Genomic DNA, 26,514 nt, shown 5'->3' with positions numbered 1-26,514 from the left:
TGCGATCCTGACAGGTCGGCTTTACAAGTAACAGACCTGTCAGGTCCAATTCTACTTAATAATTATTGCAATCTTAAATGATGGACCTTACAGGTCTGTCATTCAGGAAACCTATTGCCATAACAATATTTAAACGTAAAGCAAAAAATCAACGATTGTATGTTATATCAAAAGAACAGGTATTTTTTCTGCTGCCTGCTAACCATGCTGGCGCTTATCCGGAGCTATGGATCACATGCCCAGCAACCCGCTTTCCCCGGGGCGGAAGGAGCTGGTATGTATACCACCGGGGGCCGCGGAACGGCCGGTGTACCCACCACCGTTTTTGAGGTCACCAACCTGCTCGATGACGGTCTGCCGGGAAGCTTGCGGTATGCACTAAGCGCAAACGCCACGTACCGCACCGTTGTATTCCGGGTATCCGGTACCATTCATCTTACTTCGCGGTTGACGATCAAAGCCAACACCACCATAGCCGGACAAACCGCACCGGGCGACGGCATCTGCATAGCCGATCATAATGTAAGCATCAGCGGCGACAACGTGATCGTACGTTATATCCGTTTCCGCTTAGGCGACCGTTACCAGAAAAAAACCGATGCCAATGGCAACCCTGTTGATGGCAGCGGCGGCGATGACGCTTTTGGCGCACTGGGCCCAAGCAATATCATTATAGACCATGTTACCGCAAGCTGGAGCTCCGATGAGGTGCTTACCATTTACCGGGGCGACAACTTAACCATTCAATGGAGCCTTATTTCGGAACCGCTTAACTATTCGTATCACTTCGAAACAGGCGATACCGATTATGAGAACCACGGCTATGGCGGTATTTGGGGCGCTAAACGCGGCAGCATGCACCATAACCTTATAGCACATTGCCGTAACCGCAATCCCCGCTTTGCCGGCATCAGTACTTATACACCTAATACCATTGGTGTAGAAAATGTCGACTTCAGGAACAACGTACTTTATAACTGGGGCATCAATACCGTATATGGCGGCGAAGGCGGTAACTATAATATAGTGAACAATTATTACAAATACGGCCCCAATACCGGCAGTGGTGTAAGATACCGTATATGCAACCCAAGCAACAGTGCTACCGTACCTGTTGGCAAATGGTATGTAGATGGCAATTATGTAGATGGCTCGCCCACCAACACTGCCAACAACTGGGCGGGGGTAAGCGCTGCCGATCCTGCAGCAGCCATGGCAGCCGTGCCATTAAATCATGGTTACCCGGTAACCACAGAAACGGCTGTAAGCGCCTTTGAGACCGTACTATTAAAAGCAGGTTGTTCATTACCCAACCGCGATACACTCGATCAGCGCATTGTAAACGACGTACGTAACCGCAGTGGCCGCATTATAGACGTGCAGGGTGGATTTCCGCATGGCACCGACTATGCACTAACCGTAAATGCATGGCCCGCTCTGGTTTCAACAACAGCTCCTTCCGATAACGACCACGATGGCATGCCCGATAGTTATGAAACAGCAAATGGACTAAACCCTGCCGATGCTGCCGACAGAAATGGCTATGCGGCCAATGGCTATACCAACCTGGAAAATTACCTGAACAGTTTAACCAATACAACCGCCGGCACTACGCCGTTTATTTATGCCAATGCAACATTCAACACCTTTAACCAAATAACCGGCGCCCCTTCCCCCGCTCAAAACTTTCCGGTTTCGGGCAGTAATTTGTCTGGCGCCATTACCATTACAGCGCCTGCAGGTTACCAGCTTTCAACAGACGGAACAAACTGGAGTGGTTCAATTACCCTGAACCCGATAAATAGCGTGGTAGCATCTACCAACATACAGGTAAGACTGAATGCAGCTACTGCAGGCAGTTATACAGGGCAAATAACAATACAAAGCCCCAACGCCACTACCCTTCAGTTTGCATTGAATGGCACAACAGCAAACGTAACCATTAATCAAAAACAGCTTATTGGTTTGTTTCCTACTATGGAAGGTGGATTTGAGAACCAGGCCGCCGGCACCCTGTCAACCGCGGCACCCGCAGCCGCCACCAATCTTATGCAAACTGTCTGGACAACTAATGGTTCGGGCAATATCATTAATAACGGTACCGCCCGAACGGGAAGTAATTATTTTACTTATACCAGTACCAGCGGCAGTACCAAAAACGTGTATTCGCCAACGGTAACAACGCCTAACATGGCAAAAAGCACAAAGTATATTGTACAGTATTATTATAGAACTGCCACACCGGCTACGGGCAATTCTGTAAGCGGACTGCTGGCTGTGGCCGACAGCATTAATTTCACAACCAATTACAATACCATCGCCTACGCAGGTACCGGTACGGCCTGGGCTAAAGCTGCTTTATCTTACTCAGTAAACCCTGCATACAACCCTACTTATACGTGGGGTGGTTTACGTTTCAACGGTGGCGGCGCAGCTATTGTAAAACCTTTTGATGTAGATGACCTGGTAATATATGCGGCAGATGACCAGGCCAACCCCTCAGCAGATAATTCTGCACCCGATGCCGCTACTTCCCCGGCTGCGGCTACAGGCACAAACGGTTCTATTAATATCAGTTGGGCTGCGCCGGCTACCGGCGTAGATGGCGGCGGTTACGTGGTCGTACGCAGCACGTCAACTATACAACCCGCATTAAATGCCAATGGTATTTATTCTATAGGCAATAACATTGGCAACAGCATTGTTCTTTACATAGGCACTGCAACAAACTTTACCGACGATGGCAGCCTGGCTGCTTTGAAATCAGACTCAACATATAACTATTTTATTTTTACAGGCGACAAAGCATTCAACTATTCAACACCAGTTGTTGCTTCAGCAACAGTAATGGTAACGCCGCCAACCGATCCGCCCACGCCCCCAACCTACGAGGTTAAAGTATATACAGCAAACAATGCCGACGCGGTGGTAGCCCTTGATGGGTCGGGCAATTATTCATCTGTACAGGCAGCCATAGATGCTGCGCCAACCGGCAGAACCACGCCCTATGTGATCTTTGTAAAAAATGGAAAATATATTGAGAAAGTACGCATCCCTTCAAACAAACCATTCATTCATTTAATAGGTGAAAGTGTAGCCAATACTATTATCAGTTGGGATTCTTATTCTGGTAAAGTAGAAGGCGGTGTGGTAATTGGCACCAATACTTCAGCTACGCTTACGGTAAATGCCAATGATTTCTACATGATGAGCATTACCGTCGAGAACTCCACCGGCTATACCGGCGATGGCCCGCAAGCCCTGGCCATGTATATTTCCGGCGACCGCTGCGCTTATAAGAACTGTCGCCTCATTAGCGGTCAGGATACTTTGTGGCATAACGGCGATGGACGTCACTATTTCAAAAGCTGTTATATTGATGGCAATACAGATTTCATTTTTGGTTCATCAACAGCAGTCTTCGATTCCTGTGTTATTTTCCCAAGAGATCGAATCGATGGCAGCGGCGGTGGTTATGTTACTGCAGGCGCTACGTCAGCTAGCAATCCTTATGGTGAAGTGTTCAGAAATTGCATTCTTACCGGGAACCGGGGCGTTACCACTTACTCATTAGGCCGGCCCTGGCAGAATGCGCCTAAAACCGTTTTTCTGAATACGATCATGGGCTCTTCTATAAACCCAACTGGCTGGTCAACCTGGAATATCGATACCTCACTCATTACTTATGCCGAATACAATAGCAGGAATTACAATGGCACCCCGGTTGATGTAAGCAAACGCCTATCCTGGTCAAAACAACTAAGCGATACCGCTGCGGCCCGTTACTATAATAATGTAAACCTGTTTCGCGAGTGGGACCCGTTCTTAACATTCCCTGCAATCAATGCACCGGTAACAACCGAGCTGGCGGTATCGAACATGCGTACCCAGCGCAGCGGCGCCAAATCAATCATCAGCTGGAACATAAGCTGGCCAATGACGGGCGTAACGTATGATTTGATGCGCAGTACCGACAGCATTCATTTTACAAAGATCGCCGAGCTTACCGGCACCATCGATTCTATAGTGGCATTCAGCACCACCGATGCCCTGCCGGCAAAAGGAAGCAAATACTATTATTATGTAAAAGCGTCAAAACCGTCGTACCCGTCAACCAATAGTTATGTAGCAATAGTTGACCCAACCATTCCCATCAATGGCGAATTCCGTTCTATGGCATCTGGTAACTGGACGAATAATGGCACCACTTCTATTTGGGAACGTTATAACAGTTCAACAAAAGCCTGGGAAACAGTAGCAGTTGGCACCGGCGCTTCAGGAACGGTAACCATTTCAACAGGCGACACTGTAACATTGAATGCATTGGTAGGCATCAATAACCTGAGCATCGATTCAGGCGCTGTTTTTCAAACCGATGCATCAGGAAGGAACCTGCGCATAAAAGGCGATATAAACAATGCCGGTACGTTTGGGGGAACCAGCACCGGCACAAATAAAATAACCCTTGAACTGGATGGCGCCAATGGCGAATACAATATAACTGGTAGTGGTTTATTCAATTTCTCAGGTATTCGGGCGCTCACCGGTGTTAAAAACATCACATTAAATATAAATGCCGATGTTACCCTAAATGGAAATCTGCAGGCATGGTATGGCAGCGCATCGGCCACTAACTACGGCGATAACAATGTGATCATTAACGTTGGTAAAGGGTATACTGTTAAAGCCAACGTGCTGCACAGCTCATCAACCACCAACACCGCAGCCTCTTTTGGTAAGTATACCTATAATATTAATGGTACGCTCGACCTGAGCAACAGTACTGCACTGAGCGGATTGATACCGCACGCAACCGCAAGCGGTAATTCAATTGCATTAAACGTAAACGGACTGCTTAAAACCGGTACGCAATTCCGTACAGGAAGCACCGGTTCCGGTATACCCGAAACCAAAGTGCTCTTACATATAGGCGATTCTGGTTGGGTAGATGCATCAAAAGCAAGCGCCTTTGCTATAATTGGTAATTACTTTGTGGTGAATGGGAACGGCCGCCTTACATTACCGGTTGGTTTAGAAGCCACCCTGTTTCCCATAGCAACAGCAGCAGGTTTGTACAGTCCGGTTTCGTTAAAGAACAACGGCACACCAGATAATTTCACCGTTAATATAAAGAACAGCTTCGATCACCCTGTGACCGATACAACGAAGGTGGTTAACAACCAATGGACCATTACCGAAGAAACACCTGGCGGCAGCGATATCACAGCCGTGTTTGGCTGGGAAACAGCCAGCCAGGCAAGTGCATTCGACACCGCTCAATTGCTGGCCGTAATGCAATACGATAGCGCATGGAAAATAAAACGCACTATATTGGGTGGCAGTGGATCACACGTTGATCCTTTTACAGCTACCGTTTCGGGATTGAAAAATTTCTCCATATTCGGGGTAACTAATTATACAAAAGCAAACGCTTCCGTGCAGGTGAAAAACCTTACACATACCTACGATGGGTTAACACATGAAGCAACAGCCTTTGCGTATGGCACCGGCGGCGTAACAGATACATTAACACCAGCCGTAACGCTCAATTATGCCGACCAGCTTAATAATATATTACCTGGTTTGCCACGCAATGCCGGCGCTTATTCAGTAATTGTTAACTATACAGGTAATGATTATTATAATCCTGATACGGCTGTTTACAGTTTAACAATTATCCCGGCCCCGCTTACCATCAAAGCGGTTGATCAGGAAAAAGAATTCCGTGCTGCTATTGACCTGGGCAACACTAAGTTCATTACCAGCGGCCTGGCGACGGGCGATACAATTACAAGTGTTAGTTTGTATAGCGCAGGCGCAGGTGCCAAAGCAAAAATGGGTGTGTATCCTATTATTCCATCCAATGCAACAGGCAGCGGGCTTGCCAATTACGTCATTTCTTACCAAAACGGCACATTAACGGTAAATCCGCCAGGATGCGGCAATAACGACCACCCGTTCCCCAGTCATGACAGGGTTAAGATCTATCCCAACCCGGCAGATGATTTCTTCATCGTTCATGTAAACAAACCGGAGCCCAACGCAACTATTCAATTGTATACCAGCAATGGGGGCCTTATACGCACCGTACGGTTTACAAGTGAAGCCCAACGCATTTGGGTAAAAGACCTGCACCGGGGTATATATTATGTTGTTATTAAGAATGGGCGACAGGTAACAACGGAAAAACTTATAATAAGATAGTTAACTGTGATTGTCACTTTTAGGTTAAGACCAGCCAGGGATTTTCTGGCTGGTCTTTTTATTTCCTTGATTAAGAGCTGATAATGGAAGTAAGCTCTTATTAAATGAAAGCGATTCTTGTAAATGAGTTGTTAAGGAGCCTCCGGAAGATGCCACTCGGATTCTGTTTTATTAGTTTTGTTCCTTAATGCGAATAGCTATAATTATACTATGCCTGTGCTATCTCCTTTTTGGGGGATATAATTACCTGTTAACAGGCAGGCATCATGTCAGCTATTCCACGGTGCTGCATATTGAAAAGAACCATCTGTCGAAATTCACCGATAAAAAACAAGGGTACCCTGTAATAAAAGAAGGGGCTGGCCAGCAGGAATCAAATCTACTGGCAGATATTGAAGACGATGACGACAATGACCCTACAACCCGCAAATTCAAACTGCTTGCAAAACTCCTGTACGCACTCTCCTATTCATTCATATTAACCTGGCTCTATAGCCGCTTTAAAAATCCGCGGCCACATTCTCATATTCTTTCCTACAAATACATAACTATCAGGTCGCTGAGACTTTGATTGACGTGAAACGTGAAACGGCAAACGTGAAAGGCTTTACATGCGGGCCTAATAACTTTTTCCGGCATTCGCTATATCTCGTCTCCCTGCAACCTGCAACCTTTAACCTGTAACCTGGAACCTGTAACATGTAACATGTATCCCATTTACGCTTTACCGTCATCAGATAACCCGGCATCTGGTAACCGGTAACTGGTAACCTATACAATCACCCATATAAATAATGAAAAGAGTAATCCTATTCAAAAGCTTGTTTATTCTATTATATGCAACAAGCTGTAAATCGACCAAAGAAGAAAAAGAAGAAGCTGGTAAATACACCGTTACCAGTCCCATCCGCCTCGATACGTCCTTTACCAAGGAATATGTTTCGCAGATACGTTCTATCCGCAACATCGAGATCAGGGCGCAGGAAAAAGGTTTTCTGCAAAACATTTATGTAGATGAAGGCCAGTATGTAAAAGCAGGCCAGCTATTATTCAGGATCATGCCCAAAATGTATGAAGCCGAAGTATTGAAAGCTGAAGCAGAAACCAAGGCAGCAGAAATTGAATTGCAGAACACAACGGCCCTGGTTGAAAAAAATGTAGTATCAAAGAACGAACAGGCAATGGCTCAGGCCAAACTCGACCAGGCAAAAGCCGAAAGACAGTTGGCAAAATTGCATTTATCGTTCACAGAGATCAGAGCGCCGTTCGATGGTACCATCGACCGTCTTCCCAAAAAAATTGGTAGCCTTATTGACGAAGGCGAACTGCTCACCAGTCTATCAGACAACAGCGAAATGTTCGCCTACTTCAACGTATCGGAACCTGAGTATCTCGAATATCAGGCCAATGCTAAAGGAAAGGTGAACCACAATAAGGTAGGCCTGCTTTTGGCCAATAACCGTCCCCTTCAATATAAAGGAGTTATTGAAACTATAGAAAGCGAATTTGATAATGAGACCGGCAACATTGCCTTTCGCGCTAAATTCCCCAACCCCGACAAACTGTTAAAACACGGTGAAACCGGCAAGGTATTATTGACATTGCCCGTAACAAAAGCATTGATCATACCACAGAAAGCCACATACGAATTACAGGATAAAAAATTTGTTTTTGTAATAGACAAGAACAATGTGGTTAAATCAAGGAACATTACAGTATCTGGCGTATTACCCGATCTGTATGTAGTGAGCGAAGGACTTTCAGATGATGAAAGAATTCTGCTTGAAGGTGTTCAGAAAGTAAAGGACGATGACAAGATCGCCTACGAATTTCAGAAACCTGAGGAAGTAATTAATCACCTGCGCCTGAAAGCAGAATAGTGTAAACTCAAATTGATTTAATCCGATGTTCAATAAATTCATTCAAAGACCGGTCCTGTCTATAGTGATCTCCCTGATCATTGTGTTCCTGGGAGCGCTGGCAATTATGGGGTTACCGGTAACACAGTTCCCTACCATATCACCACCCAAGGTGAATGTAACAGCAGATTATCCCGGCGCCAACGGGGAATTAATGACCAAAGCGGTGCTTATTCCCCTCGAAAGAGCTATCAACGGTGTACCGGGTTTAAAATACATGGCCTCCGATGCAGGTAACGATGGTGAGGCAACCATACAGGTTGTATTCAACCTGGGTACCGATCCCAACGTGGCATCACTGAACGTACAAAACCGCGTGGCCTCGGTAGTGAACAAACTACCGCCGCTGGTTGTACGCGAAGGGGTAAAGATCACGCGTGAAGAGTCGAACATGCTTATGTATGTGAACCTGTACAGCGATGATCCCAATACCGATCAGAAATTCCTGTTCAACTTTGCAGATATAAACGTGTTATCAGAGTTAAAGCGTGTTGATGGTGTGGGTTATGCCGACATCCTTGGTAACCGCGAATACTCTATGCGTATTTGGTTAAAACCCGATCGCATGCTGGCGTACAAGATCTCTGCCGATGAAGTAATGGAAGCGCTTAGCTCGCAAAGCTTGGAAGCCTCACCCGGTAAAACCGGTGAAAGCTCGGGTAAAAGATCGCAGTCGTTTGAATATGTATTGAAATACTCCGGAAGGTTCAGCGACAAACAACAATACGAAAATGTAATTCTTCGCTCAAGCCCCAATGGTGAGATCTTACGCCTGAAAGATGTGGCAGATATTGAGTTCGGCAGCTCTATGTACGACATCTATTCTAACCTGAATGGCAAACCATCTGCAGCAATTGTTTTAAAACAATCATACGGAAGTAATGCCAGCCAGGTTATTAAAAACGTAAAGGAAAAACTGAAAGAGATAAAGGCCAGCTCGTTTCCAAAAGGTATGAACTACGAGATCAGTTATGACGTATCCAAATTCCTGGATGCTTCAATTGAAAAGGTGATTCATACCCTTGTAGAAGCGTTCATCCTGGTAGGTATTGTGGTTTTCCTGTTCCTCGGCGATTGGCGGTCTACGCTTATCCCTGCCCTGGCTGTACCGGTTTCATTGATCGGAACATTCATGTTCATGCAGTTCTTCGGTATAACACTCAACCTCATTACCCTGTTTGCGCTTGTAATGGCCATTGGTGTGGTGGTCGATGATGCCATTGTGGTTATTGAGGCTGTGCATGCCAAAATGGAAGAAGAACATCTTTCTCCATTACAGGCCACTAAAAAAGCCATGCATGAGATCAGCGGCGCTATTATCGCTATCACCTTTCTTATGGCCTCGGTGTTTATACCGGTGGCATTCATGAGCGGCCCGGTAGGTATCTTCTACCGTCAGTTCTCAATTACCATGGCAACAGCCATTATTCTTTCGGGTGTGGTAGCGCTTACGCTTACCCCTGCCCTTTGTGCCATGATCTTAAAGAACAATCATGGCAAACATAGAAAGAAAACACCGGTGAACAGGTTCCTCGACGGTTTCAACAATGGTTTCAACCGTGGACAAGGCAAGTATATGCAGCTGTTAGGTAGTATAGTTACCAGAAGAGGCCTTACCTTTCTCGTTTTAGGCGCTTTTTGCGCCGGCACCTGGTTCCTGAATGGCAAAGTACCTTCGGGCTTCATTCCAAATGAAGACCAGGGTATGTTTTATGCCATCATTCAAACTCCGCCGGGTTCTTCATTGGAAAGAACAAACCAGGTAGCGGAGCGTTTGCAAAAGATAGCCGAAGGTATTGAGGGTATTTCATCAGTGTCTGCTCTGGCAGGTTATGAAATCCTTACCGAAGGTACCGGCGCCAACTCTGGTACCTGTTTGATCAACCTCAAAAGCTGGGAAGAACGGAAACATTCAGTACAGGAAATTATACAGGAGCTGGAAGAAAAGTCAAAAGATATAACCGGCGCCAATATTGAATACTTTATGCCGCCGGCCGTACCAGGCTATGGTGCAGCGGGTGGTTGGGAATTGCGTTTGCTCGATAAAGCAGGTTCAGGAGATTACAAGAAGATGGAGCAGGTAAGCAATGAGTTTGTAGCAGCGCTTACCAAACGAAAAGAACTTTCTTCGGTATTTAGTTTTTACAGCGCCAGCTTCCCGCAATATGTGCTTAAAGTTGATAACGATATTGCGCAGCAAAAAGGAGTTACTATCGAAAATGCGATGAACACACTTTCTACATTGGTAGGCAGTAACTATGAGATCAGCTTTATTAAGTTTGGCCGTCCGTACAAAGTGATGGTGCAGGCAGCGCCACAATACCGGGCGTTACCAGAGGATATCTTAAAGCTATATGTAAAGAATAACAAAGACGAGATGGTGCCATTTTCAGCCTTTATGAAAATGGAAAAGGTGTACGGCTTATCAGAGATCACCCGGCATAACATGTACAACGCATCTGAGATCAGTGGAGCCGCAGCACAGGGCTATAGTAGTGGCGATGCCATTAAAGCTATCAATGAAGTAGCAGCGAAAACACTACCAAGAGGTTTTGGCATCGACTGGGCAGGTATCTCTAAAGATGAGGTAGCCCAGGGTAACCAGGCGATCTATATTTTCCTCATCTGTCTTGGTTTCGTGTACCTGGTGCTGGCAGCCCAATACGAAAGCTTCATTCTTCCATTAGCGGTGATCCTATCGTTGCCAACCGGTATTTTTGGCGCTTTTCTCCTGTTGAAATGTATGGGGCTCGAAAATAACATCTATGCCCAGGTGGCTATGGTAATGTTGATTGGCTTATTGGGTAAGAACGCCGTACTGATAGTGGAGTTTGCCGTTCAAAAGCACCGACAAGGTTACTCTGTGTTGAAAGCGGCGATGGAAGGTTCAAGAGTGCGGTTCCGCCCCATCTTAATGACCTCCTTTGCCTTCATAGCCGGATTGATACCACTGGTATTTGCACATGGCCCTGGCGCCTTAGGTAATCGAACTATTGGCACAGCCGCAGCCGGCGGTATGTTGGTGGGTACGGTATTCGGTGTGCTGATAATACCCGGACTGTACTACATATTCGGGAAAATTGCAGAGCGGCGCATGCTGGCCAAACACGAAGAAGAAAATCCGTTAACTGAAGAAATTGATCATAATGTTTAGATTCCGTATTCAAAAATACGTTGGTCTGTTGTCGATTATTATTGCAGCGGCAGCGGGATGTAAATCCCCTGCCCTTACAACAGCAACGGAAAACAGATCTACACCTGCATCCTACGGGAATAATACCCAGGATACTACCAATACATCGATGCTGCCCTGGCGCAGTTTCTTTACCGATCCAAACCTGATAGCGTTAATAGATACTGCATTAAAGAACAACCAGGAGTTGATGATCACCTTGCAGGAGGTTGAAATAGCAAAAAATGAGATCAGGTTCAAACAGCAGCCACTATTACCAACCGTTGGCGTAAAAGGCGGTATTGGCGTTGAAAAGGTAGGAAGATATACAAGTCAGGGTGCCGGCGATGCCACTACCGAAATAAAAGAGGGCAAAGAAATGCCCGACCCGTTAGGTGATTTTACAATAGCAGCTTATGCCAACTGGGAAATAGATATCTGGAAGAAATTGCGCAATGCAAAAAAGGCAGCAATTACCAGGTATTTGTCAACGGTAGAAGGCAGGAATTTTGTGCTCACCAACCTGATTGCCGAAATAGCTAATTCATATTATGAATTACTGGCGCTCGACAACCAACTGGCAATTGTTAGGCAAAACATAGAGCTGCAAAAGAACGCCCTTGGCATTGTAAAGATCCAAAAGGAAGCCGCGCGGGTAACCGAACTGGCTGTTCAGAAATTTGAGGCAGAAGTGTTGAAATCGCAAAGCCTTGAATATGATCTTCTGCAAAAGATAAAAGAAACCGAGAACAGGATCAACTTCCTGTTGGGCCGGTTCCCGCAACCAATTGTAAGGGAACAAAATAATTTCATTGGGCTGGTACCTGCAGCAGTAAGCACGGGTATACCATCACAGCTGTTGGCAAACCGTCCGGATATTAAACAAGCAGAGTTGGAACTGGCGGCAGCCAAATTGGATGTAAAAGTAGCGCGTGCAGAATTCTTCCCTTCACTGGGCATTTCTGCCGCAGTAGGTTTTCAGGCATTCAACCCAACTTACCTGTTTCGCTTTCCTGAGTCGTTATTGTACTCACTGGCAGGCGACCTTGCCGGACCATTGATAAATCGCAATGCAATAAAGGCCGAGTTCAACAATGCCACGGCACGGCAATTACAGGCAATGTATAACTATGAGCGAACCATCGTAAATGCATACCTGGAGGTAAGTAACCAGTTATCGAACATCAGTAACCTCGAAAAGAGTTATGATCTGAAATCGAAACAGGTAGAAGCATTGACCAATTCAATAAGCATTTCAAATGATCTGTTCAAAAATGCAAGGGCCGATTATTTAGAAGTGTTGCTGACCCAACGCGACGCACTGGAATCGAAATTAGAACTAATAGAAACAAAGAAGCAGCAGCTGAATGCAGTAGTGAATATCTACAGGAATTTAGGCGGCGGCTGGAAATAGTGAAATGAAAAACCACTAAAGCCCTCCATGGATTGCGCCGGGAGGGCTTTTTTTATATTGGTATTATTTACTACTCCCAAAACACGACCCCACCACACTCACCGGCCACCAGCTTTTATCGGTCACCATTGTTAATGATTTACCTTCCTTCACTTCATATTGAATACTGAACGCCACCACCACCAGGGCGCCTTTTACCGGCTCCATATCTAACGAAAGGGTTTGCTTTCGCAATGGCCGCTCACCATATTCCAATATAACGCTGGTTTTATGTTTTTCGGTTGTGCCAGGTGTATCGAAAACATCTGATCTTTTACCAAAACGAAACAAACAGCCAGCTACGCGCGCATTATAATGTATTTTTGCTGTGCCGGCCGGCGCAATTATATCTACCCCGGGAATTAGCTCGGGCACATCAATCGTAATATCCCCTTGTTCGGAAAAGTTTGTCCTAACAGTTTTTTTAACCAGCATAGACATGGAGGCTGCCGCATTGAACTGAAAATTATCTATATAAAAATTGCTGGTTGAATAAGTATTCTCATTTGGCTGATACTCGTGCAGCCATTTATGCATAGCGCTATTAAAGCCATACAACATAGTTTTATCCTGAGCATCATGCAAAATGCGATAGAATGAATCTCGCAAACAACTCGATGCCTTAACAGCCAAACCAAACTGCGCAGCGCTTTTTTTCGTGGCTGCGGTTTGGCGTACAGAACCGGGCGCAGTTCTGCAACACATTATACCCCTGTATTCATAAAAGATGAGTTTGCCAACTTTACCCGTTGCCATAAGATTCTTTGCACGTCCCATACATAATGGTTAAATGGTTAATAATTGATTCGTACCTGATTAACCTCATGTACATACTATTAGCGGCAGAAATCAGTAGCAAGACCGTGACCATAACGGAGTTGATACGGAGATGGTACGGACTTGGTACGGACTTGGTACGAAGTAAAGTTAAAGAAGATACGAACCAAACCACAACCAAACCCATCTTTTTACTACAAAATGACCTGATTGCCATACGTAGCAAGTACACAAAAAAGCCCCCAACGGTACCGCGGGGGGCTGCTTTCACATCAGAGCATATTGCGCTTCCAATACTTATTTACTTCTGCGAATGCACCGTTGCTATGGTTCCGTCTGCATTATATTTTAATTCGGTCACCTTTACATTGCGCAAATGCGTTTTACCCGATAATTGTATATCATGATAGAACAAATACCACTTGCCATCTTTTTCTATAATTGAATGATGGTTCGTCCAGCCTTCAACGGGAGCAAGTAAGATTCCTTTGTATGTGAACGGTCCGGTTGGGCTATCACCAATAGCATACACTATATTGTGCGTATCGCCGGTTGAGTAAGAGAAATAATATTTACCATTATACTTGTGCATCCAGGCAGCTTCAAAAAAGCGGCGGTCGTTGTCTTTTTCTTTATACAGGTTACCGGCACTGTCTACCACCTTAATTTCTTTTACCGGTCCTGCAAAGCTTTTCATATCGGCGCTCAGTTTGGCCACTCTTGGTAATATGGCCAACTCATTCGGCTGACGTAATTTGCCGGCGCTGTCGTATTTGTTATTGTTCCAGCGTTGTAATTGTCCGCCCCAAATGCCACCAAAGTACATATAATACGATCCGTCATCATCCTTGAACACACAGGGGTCAATACTGTAACTTCCTTTTATTGGTTCTTTTTCGGCGGTAAAAGGCCCTTCCGGCGTTTTTGACGTAGCCACACCAATTCTAAATACGTCCTGTTTATCTTTTACAGGGAAATACAAATAATACGTACCATTTGCAAAGGCCGCATCGGGGGCCCATAACTGCCGGCCCGCCCAGGGAATATCTTTTATATGCAATGCCACGCCATGATCGGTAACCTTACTGCCCACGGCATCCATTGAAAGTATGTGATAATCCATCATGTTGAAGTGGTCGCCATTGTCGTTCTGAGGCGTTCCTGTCGCCGTATCGTGCGAGGGGTAAACGTATATGCGTCCGTTAAAAACATGGGCCGAAGGGTCGGCGGTATAAATATTGGAAACCAGAGGCTGCTGCAGGTATTTATCGGCTGTGGCAGCAGTGTTTGTTTGGGTAGTATCTGTAGTGGGTGTTTTGCTGTTCTCAGCTTCATTACAACTGCTTAGGACAGCAATGGCCGATGCCATTAAAAAGATCTTACTTTTCATATGTTTCTATTATGTGTTGTTTTTGCAATCGATTACATAGCTTTCTTAACATAAAAGCCCAGGGCCGGCACAGGTACTTTCAGCAAGCTGGTCAATACATCAAATATACTCCGCGGCGTTCAAAGTTTACCCCGGCATGCCCAACATCTTTAAAACCAGGTTACATTTTTTCAGCTAAGAGCCCTTCGCGAAAATAATTAAAAAACTGACACTCAATAATATCATAACATTTTTGATACTCTTTTAACCAGTTTGCCAAAATATGAGCAATTCCCGGTCCCCGTTTTCTAAACCCACAAACCACCATAAATATACCATCAAATGCCCCTTCAGGCTCAAAGCGCTGAACCGCTTTTAATACCATTGCCAGACCGGCATTCATGAAAAATAAACAAAATTTATTGTAATCGGTTACATTTTGTTTCAAAAATATCTAAATTCGTTCCTGAGAGATAGCTTCCAGCTATTGGAAACGATTGACAACGATTGAATACTGAACAACTTAACTGCTGTATGAACCTTGCGGAACAATACACGAATGCCATTGTGGGGCTATGCCATACCTTAATACCCCTTACCCCCCGGGGCGTTTCCTATTATTATTTTTTTGCATTGAAACCAGGCAACAATTGTATATCAGTTGCCCGGGCGGCCGCATGTTCTTACCGGTTACCACTCCTCAACACCGTAAATATTAGTAACGCCTTAAAATCAAACTATGCTTATGCAAAAGTTATCTAAGCAAAAAATAATGGCCAGCCTTACAAGCCTGCGCGCCGGCCGGTTATTATTTGCACTTATTTCTGCTGCCTTCCTATTGACTGGCTCGTTGCCGGCAATGGCCCAGGACAAAACCATTCAGGGCCGCCTCACTACCGAATCGGGCTCGCCAATTGCCGGGGCCTCGGTTACAATAAAAGGCACCAGCACAGGCACAACCACTAACATCAAGGGCGAATACACCATATCGGCGCCCAAAGGCGCCATCCTCGTTTTTTCGAACGTGGGTTTTTCAGAAAAAGAAGCTACCGTTGGCGATGGCAATACTATCAATCTTCAATTAGGCACGGCTACCCAAAGTTTTGACGAAGTGGTGGTAGTTGGTTATGGTACCCGCCGCAAAAAAGACCTTACCGGTTCTGTTGCCAGCGTAAATCTCGAAGCGCAACAAAATGCGCCCAATACTAACCTTGGCCAATACCTGCAGGGAACGGTGCCCGGTTTGAACGTAGGCTTATCAACCTATGCCGGCGGAACACCACCTATATCTATACGCGGACAAAACACCCTGAGCGGTAATCAAAACGTATTGATCATTCTGGACGGTATTCAATATACAGGTTCACTGTCGTCAATAAACCCCGATGACATTGCCTCTATTGATGTATTGAAAGATGCCAGCTCCACCGCCGTATATGGCGCCCAGGCTGCCAACGGTGTATTGCTGATCACAACAAGGAAAGGACGCGCCGGCACAAAACCCCGCATTGCCTTCTCCAGTTCTTACAGTACACAACGCCCAACCGTAGATATGCGGCCAATGAACCGCGAGGAATACCTGAAGAACATCGCCGATGCCTGGTACAACGAAGCTTATCTGGCCCCGGACTATACTCAGCCTAATCCGAATTTTAACGTAGCCAACCGGGTAGATGCCACCATGAAAGTCAATGGCCAAATATTACCCAATGATTTTAACTGGTACGATGCGGCTACCAACACCGGACAGATTTTCGAAAACAACCTTAGCATTTCGGGCGGTAACGATCGCACTACCTACCTGATATCGGGCGGACTGGTTGATCAAAAAGGATTTGTGATCAATGATATCTTTAAAAGAAAAACCATAAGGGCCAATATTGAAACCAAAGCATTGCCCTGGTGGAAAGTGGGTCTTATTTCTTCCGGCTCTTTTGTAAACCAGGATGGCGCAGAACCTTCGCTCAATAGTATTTTGCGTTGGTCTCCTTTGCAAACGCCATATGATGCAAATGGCAAGGTTGTTCCCTTCCCTACCAATACACTGGAGCCCAACCCATTCACTACTTACTATGTAGATGATTATGAAAGACACAATTATCTTTTCGCAAATGTTTATTCCGATATTGATCTCCCCTTCCTGAAAGGGCTTAATTACAGAATGAACTTTGGTAACAACTACAGAAGCGATCAGAAATTCTTCAGCAGTATTTATGGCGCTAACCAAACAGGTGAAGCATCAAAAGGATATGCCGATTATTACGATTACACGTTCGATAATATCGTTACCTATACCAACACTTTTGGAAAACATAACATCTCTGCTACTGTATTATACGGGGCAATAGAAAGAAAATACAATTCCACTTATACAAGAGCAACCGGGTTCGACCGCCTGAGCCTGAGCTATAATAACCTTTCGTTAGGTACCACTATTACCGATACATCAGACGCATGGCGTGAAAGATTGAACTACCAGATGGCGCGGGTGAACTATAAGTTCAATGATAAATACCTGCTTACCGCTACCCTTCGTCGCGATGGATTTTCGGGATTTGCAGAGAACTTTAAAAGCGCTTACTTCCCCACGGTAGCAGCAGGCTGGATCATTTCTTCGGAAGACTTTATGAAAGATGCCTCCTTTATCAATTACCTTAAACTAAGGGCTGGTTATGGTATCAGCGGCAACCAAACACCCCGCTTTTTATCTATAGCGCGGGTTACCGTTAGCCCATCTTACATTTTCGGCGACGGTTCCCCCTCAGCAGTTGGCCAGCAGGTAAGCGGCCTTGGCAACCCCGATCTTAAATGGGAGCGCACGCGCGGTTTCAATGCAGGCATAGACTTCACATTGCTCGACAACCGCCTGAGTGGTAACATTGACGCTTATTTCAATAAAACAACCGATCTGTTATACAGTATAAACATCCCTGAGATCACCGGTTTCACAAGTATTCAAACCAATGTAGGCGAGCTGCGTAACAACGGAATAGAAGCTTCGATCACCTATAAAGTAATTGATAAAAAAGATTTTCACTGGAGCGCTACCGCAAACCTTTGGTCTAACAAGAACAAGATAGTTACCATTACCGGCCAGGACCTCAATAAAGACGGTGTTGAAGACGACCTTATATCAAGCGGTTTATTTATAGGCAAATCAAGAAATGCCATTTACCATTATCAAACAGACGGCATTTACCAGATAGGCGATACAAGAATAGCCGGCTTTCCCGTGGGAAGCGTACGCCTTGTAGACCAGAATAAGGATAACGATATTACACCCGACAAAGACAGGGTTTTCCTGGGCCGCAAAGAACCGGCTTACCAGATAAGCTTATTCAACTCTTTTTCTTACAAAGATCTTTCATTAAGTATTTTCTTTAACGCAATACAGGGTGGTAAAGACGGCTACCTGGGCAATAACAACCCCAGCTATTTCCGTGACGATAATGCCATTCGTAACAACTTCCCTGCAAGGACCAATTTCTGGTCACCAGGCAATCCTTCAGGTAAGTATCCCCGTAACATCTCCGGTTCCAGGGCTAAAATTGAACCTGAAATGTACCAGAAAAGAAGTTTTATCAGGCTGCAGGATGTTTCTCTCTCCTATAACTTAAACAAGTTTGTAAAGAAAGCGAAATTCCAGGCATTGAATGTATTCGTAAGCGGAAAGAACCTGGTTACCTGGACAGACTGGGAAGGCTGGGACCCCGAAGCGCTTGACCTGAACAATAACCCAATGGGTTTAATAACTGCAGGCCGGCCGGTTATGAGAGCCTTCACTGTAGGAGTGAACATTACTTATTAGTTTTTCAATTACGGTTAAAAAAAATAACATGAAACGATACTTATATATATTCCTGGTAACCATCACAGCCGGCAGTTTGTCGTGCAACAAAGACTATCTCGATGAAAAACCGGAATCGTTCCTGAGTACCGATAATGCCTACTCGACCGAAGCAGATTTTAATGCCGCTATAACGGGCATATATGGATTGGTGAGAAACCATTACTATACAGTAAACGACTTCAACCCATTCTGGTACCTGTACCGCACCGACGCGTACTTTGACATTTCGGTAAGTACCCCCAACATGTCGGGCGATATTGCGCCTACCGGCATCACCAATTTTGCCTGGGCGCCGCACTATGAGATCATTTCTGAGGCAAATACAGTTCTTAGCAGGCTCTCCAATTCAACCGTATTGACCGATGCGCAAAAAAAGCTCTTTGAAGCAAAGGCAAAATTCTTCAGAGGGTTGGCATACCGGGCATTGGGTTACCTGTATGGCGGCGTACCGCTGGTACTGGAAGAAACAACAAACCAGAAAGCACTTAATCCCGATTTTGTACGGGCAAGCAGAACCGAAGTATATACACAGGCCATTGAAGACCTGAAGTTTGCAGCCGCCAATTTACCCGACGTTAAGGGCAACCTGAAAAAAGGAGAAGTGTCCAACGCAGCAGCTTATCACCTTTTAGCAGAGGTTTACCTTGCCAATAAACAATACCAGGAAGCTGCAACCGCAGCAACCGCAGTTATCAATAACCCGGCTTTGGATTTAATGACCGCACGGTTTGGCAGACGCAGTACCGTTACACCCGGCGATGTGTATTGGGACCTGTTTCAACGGGGCAACCAAAACTCTAACGAGAACAGGGAAGCCATCTGGGTTATTCAGATAGAAACAGATGTACCCGGCGGCGGCGGTAGCACAACCGGGGGATCGCAATTTGGTGTATACGGCGCAGAACGCGTGCATGCCCCATTGGTACGCGACCTCAGCAGCAAGGTAGGTACCGCAGATGTTGCATTATTCAACTGGCCAATGGGCGATTACAGTGGCGGCCGTGGTGTAGGGTTCCTTTGTCCCTCTTACTGGTTCAGTGATTCAGTATGGGCCACCGATTTCAATAATGATATAAGGAACGCCAATCATAATTTTGTAAGGGATTTTGTGGCAACAAACCCCAAAAGCCCCTACTTTGGCCAAACCATCTCAACCAAAAACCCTCCTGCCGGTATAAAAGGCATAGGCGGCACCCTTACAAAAGGTAAACACGACCGTGCATTTTATCCATATCAATCAAAAGCAACGCAGGCATACGATCACCCATCAGCGCTATACAACAACCTTGGTGAAACAGACCCGGTACAGAAGTATTTACTAAAATCAGGTGCAGGCGGCACGTACATAGATCAATATTTTATACGACTGGCCGAAACCTATTTATTAAGAGCAGAAGCATACGTGGGCTTAAACCAACCGGCTTTAGCAGCTGCTGATATTAATAAGGTAAGAAGAAGAGCCGGCGCATCGGACGTTTTACCTGCCAATGTAACCATAGATTATATACTTGACGAAAGGCTGCGTGAACTGGGCATTGAAGAAAAAAGAATGTTAACACTGATGCGTTTGGGCAAATGGGTTGAAAGAACAAGAAAATACAATCCTTTCTACGGCACCCAAATGAAAGACAACTACAACCTGTGGCCAATACCATTTGGTGAAATTGAAAAGAACAACAAAGCAGTACTGGAACAAAATCCCGGATACAACTAAGGCAAAAATTCCAAATTCCAAGTTCCAAATCTCAAGTTCCAAATAATAAAACCCAAGCACCAAATCTCAAATTCCAAATAAATACATAGCTTTCTAAACAGGCGTTGAGATTTGGAATTTGGGTTTTATTTGGAGCCTGGGTTTTGTGATTTGCGATTTATTCGTTGGATCTTGTGATTTGAGATTTGTGATTTATTTTTTGGAGCTTGGAATTTGTGATTTGTGATTTTACTAAACATTAGTTCATGAAATACAGATGTCTCTCTATTAGCCTATGTGTGTTATTGATAGCACTGGAAGTTAAAAGCCAAACAACCCGCGAACGCATTAGCCTGAATGACGGATGGAAGTTCATGAAATACACTTCGGCGCCCGATAAATTAATATACGACACAAGGCCCGAGGTCACCGATCGTAAAGACGATGTAGTGGCCGACAGCAAACCCACCGAAGCGGTAACTACCACCACTTCAACAAACGTGTTAAAGAACTGGATACTGCCTACCGCCAATGAGTTTATAAACGACCCGGCCAAACATCATCAGCGGCCGGCAGGCAACCCCGGCAGTGATTTCCCCTTTGTACAAAACAACTTCAACGATAACAACTGGGAAGCAGTTACCCTGCCGCACGACTGGGCTATTAAAGGCCCGTTCTACGAAGGCGAACCCGCAGTAGTAGGCGGTGGTATGGGTAGGTTGCCCAGTCCCGGTGTTGCATGGTACCGTCGTAAGCTAAATATACCGGCTACCGATAAGGGCCGGTCGATCTACCTTGATGTAGATGGCGCCATGTCATACCCCATGGTATGGCTGAATGGCAACCTGGTAGGCGGCTGGCCCTATGGTTATAATTCATTCCGCCTCGATCTTACGCCTTATATTCAATACGGCGGCGATAATCAATTAGCTATCCGGCTCGACAATCCCGCCAATTCCGCACGCTGGTACCCAGGCGGTGGCTTATACCGGCGTGTATGGCTTACCAAAGTAAACCCGGTACATATAGCTCACTGGGGCACATTTATTCGAACAAAAAATGTTACCACTGCAGCAGCCACTGTTGATATTACCCTGCAACTGGAAAACAAAACAGCAAACAGTGAGCCCGTTGAAGTAGCAACTGAAATTTATACCCTCAATGCGCAAACTCAAAAAGCAGGAACTAAAGTAGCCACCATTCCCCGCTCAACTGCCACTATACAGGCAGGCAATAAACAATCTTTTAATTATTCGTCTACTATTAATTCGCCCTTATTATGGGGGCCGCCACCCACACAAAAACCCAATAGATATATAGCCGTTACGCGGCTTTATTCAAAAGGAAAGATGATAGATGAATACCATACCCCCTTTGGTATTCGCTCGCTGCAATTTGATGCCGAAAAAGGCTTGCTGGTAAATGGAAAACCTATTCGCATACAAGGCGTAAACCAACATCACGACCTTGGCGCATTGGGCGCAGCCTTTAACTACCGGGCAGCTGAACGGCAATTGGAAGTGCTGAGAGAGCTGGGTTGCAATGCCATTCGTTTATCGCACAACCCACCGGCGCCGGAGTTATTGGAACTTACCGATAAAATGGGATTCCTTGTCATTGACGAGATCTTCGACAGCTGGGAAAGAAAAAAAACGCCGCACGATTTCCATTTGATCTTCCCCGACTGGCATGAACCCGATACCCGTTCTTTTATCAGAAGAGACCGCAACCACCCTTCTATTATAGCCTGGAGCTTTGGTAATGAAGTGGGTGAACAATATACTGCCGACACAGGCGCTGCCGTTGCAAGAAGACTGTACAATATTGTACATGAAGAAGACAGTACGCGCCCGGCCACTGCGTCTATGAACTATGCCAAACCCCATATGCCGTTCCCTAAAGAAATGGACCTCTTAAGCCTGAACTACCAGGGAGAAGGCATACGTGATGCACCGGCATATGCGCATTTACGTGGCATCAGAACATCGCCCTTATACCCCGCCTTTCATACAAAGTTCCCGAATAAAATGATCGTAAGCAGTGAAACCGCTTCGGCATTGAGCTCTCGTGGCACCTACGTATTTCCGGTATACAATGGCATCAGCGCGCCGGTAAGTGATAGCACAGGAGGCGATCCTAAAAACAGGTATGTAAGCGCATATGAGCTGTATACAGCCGCTTTTGGCGCCTCAGCCGATAAAGTATTCTCCTCGCAGGATAAACATCCTTATGTATCGGGAGAATTTGTATGGTCGGGCTGGGATTATTTAGGCGAACCTACCCCCTATTACTCAGCACGCAGCTCCTACTCGGGCATTATTGACCTGGCAGGTTTTAAGAAAGACCGTTTTTATTTATACCAGGCACGCTGGCGCCCCGAATTGCGCATGGCGCATATTCTTCCCCACTGGACATGGCCCGGCCGCGCCGGACAAATAACCCCGGTGCATGTATTCACCTCCGGAGATGAGGCTGAACTGTTTTTGAACAACAGATCGTTGGGCAGAAAGAAGAAAGGCCCCTATGAATACCGCCTGCGCTGGGATAGCGTAATATATGAACCTGGCACTTTACGCGTAGTAACTTTTAAGAATGGAAAATCCTGGGCAGCCGATACCGTAAAAACAGCAGGCGCCGCAGCAAAACTGCAATTAAAAGCCGACAGAAGCGTCATAAACGCCAATGGTGAAGATCTTTCATTTATAACCCTGCGCATAACCGATGCCAATGGCAACCTGGCGCCCGAGGCTGATAATAACATTACATTCAGCGTTACCGGTGCCGGAGAAATAGTAGCTACCGACAATGGCGATGCGGCCGATCTAGTTTCCTTTGCTTCACATGAACGAAAGGCGTTTAAGGGAATGGCGCTGGTGATTGTGCGGGCGATGAAACCAGGCAACATTATCGTAACGGCTTCGGCTAATGGATTGGTTGAGGCTAAAGCAGTAGTAAAAGCACAATAAGTTGAAAAGGTGATAGAGTTGATAAAGGTGATAGAGGCTGAAGTTTAGGCTTTCCGAAAATAATTATGAGTTTCGAAATAAGGACCTCGTTAACTCGTTAACTAGTTAACTTGCGAGTATATCAACTGTATTTCCTCTATCAACTCTTTGAACTTTATCACCTGTATCAACCTTATCAACTCTATCAACCTGTTACTTATAAACGCTTGCATTCAAGTATTCACCATAGCATTGTTATTTCAATTGATATTCCCGTACAACCTGCTCATTAAACCCTCCTTCTTTAGGATTGGGCTCTCCCTTACCGGTAGTGATCAACTTAAACAAACTATTCCTAACATAATTGCCCCAGGCTTTATGGCAAATTTCATAACATTCATAATCGGGCACAAGGCCAACCTGGGTGAATTGTAACTGGGTTTTATTGATGTTTTCGGATATTTCAAAGACGATAGTATTGCCCGTCCACTCACTTTTGTCTTTGGTAAACTGAAAGAAATTATCGAGTACCTGCCATACCACCTTTTTACCGGGAACCGATTCAATTATCTTCATTTTGCTGCGATGAACATCCTGGTAATGATAATTAAATTCAGCATTAAGTTTTGCCGTATCCCCTTCAATTTCTTCCGACCACCAGCCACGAACATTATTAATGGCATCGAACACTTCCTGCGGAGTTTGGTCAACTACGATGGTAGTGGTAAAATTGTTTAATGTCATAGTTATATTATTTTGATTATGATCACCAAAGCTATTTCCTTCTGCCGGCAACAACCCGGTACGAAATAGACAATCTATGGGGTTGATTTGGACAAAGCAATCCGTATCTTTATACAAACGATGCATCATGAAACAAGTGGTATTACTGGTACCCAACGAGTATGTAAACCTCAGCAGCATAGCTGGCTCCTATGAAATACTTACCCGCGCCAACGCATACTGGCAAAAAATTGGTAACGCCTCCCGGATGGAAGTACAGGTTGCGGGCTTTACCAGCGAGTTACAACTCGACGCGGGCCTTTTTACCATTCACCCCGTGCATATAAAAAATATAAAGAAAGCCGACCTGGTTATAATACCCAGCATTGCCAACAATGGATTTGAGAGCATGATAGAGCAGAATCTTGAATTGATAGCCTGGATAAAAGAGCAATATAAACTCGGCGCAGAAATAGCCAGCATTTGCTCAGGCGCCTTCTTACTGGCCGCAACCGGTTTACTTGAAGGCAAAACCTGCTCCACACACTGGAGTGTTGCAGGCGATTTTAAACGGCTGTTTCCAAATATCAATCTACACATCGATAAACTCATTGCATCTGAACCGGGCATTTATACCAATGGCGGCGCCTTCTCCTTTTTAAACCTGGTACTGTTCCTGGTTGAAAAATACTTCGATCGCGAAACAGCCATCTTCTGCTCAAAGATCTTCCAGATAGATATTGAACGCTCTTCGCAATCGCCCTTCCTTATCTTTCAAATGCAAAAGAACCATGATGACGATCTCATACGGCAGGCCCAAAACTTTATTGAAGAAAACCTGGGCGAGAAAATATCGTTCGAACAACTGGCTTCAAAACTGGCCATCAGCAGACGTAACTTTGACCGGCGATTTGTAAAAGCTACCAGCAATACCCCAGTGGAATATTTACAACGCGTAAAAGTAGAAGCAGCTAAAAGAGCACTGGAAAGCGGCCGGAAAACCGTTTTCGAGGTAATGAGCGATGTTGGCTATTCAGACGACAAAGCGTTCAGGGAAGTATTTAAAAAGCTAACAGGCCTGTCGCCACTCGATTACAGGGCCAGGTACAATTCCCAATCCCCGGCAACGTTTGCGTAAATAAATATACTACCCCGCCCCTGCAAACGAAAAAAGAAATTAACTTTAGTACACCTAAAATGAACCAGAAAAATGACCTATGCCTATACGGTATAAGGTTGCTTTTTTGTACTCCTCCTAAAAGTAAGTTTACCATCTATCACTTATTGACACCTGCCCCTGGCGGGCACCGGAATGCCTTTGATGTTTAGCGCGCTTTAACATAAACAGTTACATTCATTTTTAAACAATTGCCATTATGAAAAGAACGATTCTGCCATTTGGCGCATCGATCGTATGCGCCAGCCTTTCCTTTGCCCTTATTATATGGGGCTGTAACAAAAAAGGTTCAACAAACGATCAACAGCACCCTCACGCTTCTTTAGAAGGCAGGGTTGCCAACTCGGAGTTTATACTTTCCACCTCTAACGGTTACGCAGCAGGTACCACCGGCGGTAACGGCGGTTCTTCCATCACCGTAAGTGACGCCACAGCTTTCAGGAACGCCGCTCAATCGAGCACCACGCAAATCATTACAGTTAATGGCAATTTGAACCTTGGTTCAAGCGCCGTAAATGTAAAAAGCAACAAAACCATAGTAGGCGCCAATTCAAGCTCCGGCATTATTGGTTGCTTATCGGTTTCAAACGTAAGCAATGTACATATTCAAAACCTAAATATCACCAACCCTTCAGCTGCAGGCTCCGGTGATGGCATAGAGGTTTCGGGAAGTACAAAAGTATTTATCACCAAATGCGCCTTTAACAATTGCTCAGATGGGGCATTGGATATTGTTCGCGCTTCGGATAATGTAACCGTATCGTGGTGCCGGTTCAACTATTCGAGCCAAACCGCACACAACTTTGTAAACCTTATTGGTAATGGCGATGATGTTACAACCGACCGTGGTAAACTGCATGTAACCATGCACCACAACTGGTACGATGCCGGTTGTAAACAAAGAATGCCACGAGTACGTTTTGGTCAGGTACACTGCTACAATAACTATTATGCAGCTTCGGCCAGCGACTATTGCATAGGTGTTGGTAACGAAAGCCAGATAAAAGTAGAAAACTGTTATTTCCTCAATCAAAGCAATGCCTGGTCAAATTCCAGCAGCAGCACAAGTGCGCAGGGTAAAATCAATTGGAACAGCGGTAACGTATTCTCAGGCACCAGTGTTCCTTCATGGGCGCCTAATTCATCGGTATTTTCTGTTCCTTATACTTATTCAATGACAACCGGAAGCGGTGTACCCAGTGCTGTAACCGGCAATGCAGGGAACAAATAAT

General features: G+C 45.3%; 14 protein-coding genes. 10 read left to right on the top strand and 4 right to left on the bottom strand.

What is annotated here, in order from left to right; all coding sequences use genetic code 11:
• Window positions 1-159: 159 nt before the first annotated feature.
• The 5 genes from GGD38_RS24060 to GGD38_RS24040 all read left to right on the top strand — a co-directional run bounded on the left by GGD38_RS24060 (window position 160) and on the right by GGD38_RS24040 (window position 12,709).
• Window positions 160-6,204, top strand: a complete 6,045-nt coding sequence (locus GGD38_RS24060) for a pectinesterase family protein (RefSeq protein ID WP_375301592.1) — start codon at window positions 160-162, stop codon at window positions 6,202-6,204.
• 187 nt (window positions 6,205-6,391) lie between these two features.
• Window positions 6,392-6,775, top strand: coding sequence for a hypothetical protein (locus GGD38_RS24055; protein WP_375301593.1), 384 nt, complete (start codon window positions 6,392-6,394; stop codon window positions 6,773-6,775).
• A 223-nt stretch (window positions 6,776-6,998) separates the two neighbouring features.
• On the top strand, window positions 6,999-8,084 hold the full coding sequence (locus GGD38_RS24050) for an efflux RND transporter periplasmic adaptor subunit (protein WP_375301594.1): 1,086 nt from the start codon (window positions 6,999-7,001) through the stop codon (window positions 8,082-8,084).
• A gap of 25 nt (window positions 8,085-8,109) precedes the next feature.
• A complete protein-coding gene (locus tag GGD38_RS24045) occupies window positions 8,110-11,277 on the top strand; it encodes an efflux RND transporter permease subunit (protein ID WP_375301595.1) in 3,168 nt (1,055 codons plus the stop codon).
• Window positions 11,270-12,709, top strand: coding sequence for a TolC family protein (locus GGD38_RS24040; RefSeq protein WP_375301596.1), 1,440 nt, complete (start codon window positions 11,270-11,272; stop codon window positions 12,707-12,709). Before GGD38_RS24045 ends, GGD38_RS24040 begins: the two co-directional genes overlap by 8 nt.
• A 63-nt stretch (window positions 12,710-12,772) precedes the next feature.
• Here GGD38_RS24040 and GGD38_RS24035 read toward each other — a convergent pair whose 3' ends face one another.
• From GGD38_RS24035 to GGD38_RS24025, 3 genes are all read right to left on the bottom strand, one after another.
• A complete protein-coding gene (locus GGD38_RS24035; protein WP_375301597.1) occupies window positions 12,773-13,525 on the bottom strand; it encodes a hypothetical protein in 753 nt (250 codons plus the stop codon).
• Window positions 13,526-13,826: 301 nt separating this feature from the next.
• On the bottom strand, window positions 13,827-14,915 hold the full coding sequence (locus GGD38_RS24030) for a glycoside hydrolase family 43 protein (RefSeq protein WP_375301598.1): 1,089 nt from the start codon (window positions 14,913-14,915) through the stop codon (window positions 13,827-13,829).
• Window positions 14,916-15,075: 160 nt separating this feature from the next.
• Complete coding sequence (locus GGD38_RS24025; protein WP_375301599.1) at window positions 15,076-15,342, bottom strand: hypothetical protein; 267 nt, start codon at window positions 15,340-15,342, stop codon at window positions 15,076-15,078.
• A 297-nt stretch (window positions 15,343-15,639) separates the two neighbouring features.
• Here GGD38_RS24025 and GGD38_RS24020 point away from each other — a divergent pair, with 297 nt between their 5' ends.
• The 3 genes from GGD38_RS24020 (at window position 15,640) to galB (ending at window position 23,403) form a co-directional block, all read left to right on the top strand.
• Window positions 15,640-18,702: a SusC/RagA family TonB-linked outer membrane protein gene (locus GGD38_RS24020; protein ID WP_375301600.1), complete on the top strand. Its 3,063-nt coding sequence runs from the start codon at window positions 15,640-15,642 to the stop codon at window positions 18,700-18,702.
• A gap of 28 nt (window positions 18,703-18,730) precedes the next feature.
• Window positions 18,731-20,458: a RagB/SusD family nutrient uptake outer membrane protein gene (locus tag GGD38_RS24015; RefSeq protein WP_375301601.1), complete on the top strand. Its 1,728-nt coding sequence runs from the start codon at window positions 18,731-18,733 to the stop codon at window positions 20,456-20,458.
• Between the two features lie 245 nt (window positions 20,459-20,703).
• Window positions 20,704-23,403 carry a beta-galactosidase GalB gene (gene galB, locus GGD38_RS24010; protein ID WP_375301602.1) on the top strand — a complete coding sequence of 900 codons (2,700 nt, stop codon included), beginning with the start codon at window positions 20,704-20,706 and terminating at the stop codon, window positions 23,401-23,403.
• A 234-nt stretch (window positions 23,404-23,637) separates the two neighbouring features.
• On the opposite strand, the gene GGD38_RS24005 is transcribed toward galB, so the two are convergent.
• Window positions 23,638-24,126 (bottom strand): SRPBCC domain-containing protein, encoded by a 489-nt coding sequence (locus GGD38_RS24005; RefSeq protein WP_375301603.1) that lies wholly within the window; start codon window positions 24,124-24,126, stop codon window positions 23,638-23,640.
• 127 nt (window positions 24,127-24,253) lie between these two features.
• On the opposite strand from GGD38_RS24005, the gene GGD38_RS24000 reads away from it, so the two are divergent.
• Together GGD38_RS24000 and GGD38_RS23995 are read left to right on the top strand one after the other, a co-directional pair.
• Window positions 24,254-25,243, top strand: coding sequence for a GlxA family transcriptional regulator (locus tag GGD38_RS24000; RefSeq protein WP_375301604.1), 990 nt, complete (start codon window positions 24,254-24,256; stop codon window positions 25,241-25,243).
• A 238-nt stretch (window positions 25,244-25,481) separates the two neighbouring features.
• Window positions 25,482-26,513 carry a polysaccharide lyase family 1 protein gene (locus GGD38_RS23995; protein ID WP_375301605.1) on the top strand — a complete coding sequence of 344 codons (1,032 nt, stop codon included), beginning with the start codon at window positions 25,482-25,484 and terminating at the stop codon, window positions 26,511-26,513.
• Window position 26,514: the final 1 nt, after the last annotated feature.

Origin of the sequence: Niastella sp. OAS944, assembly GCA_024809215.1 — a bacterium.
Classification (GTDB): Bacteria; Bacteroidota; Bacteroidia; order Chitinophagales; family Chitinophagaceae; genus Niastella.
The sequence above is the reverse complement of the archived record's forward strand: the minus strand, read 5'-3'. Positions and strand labels throughout refer to the sequence as shown.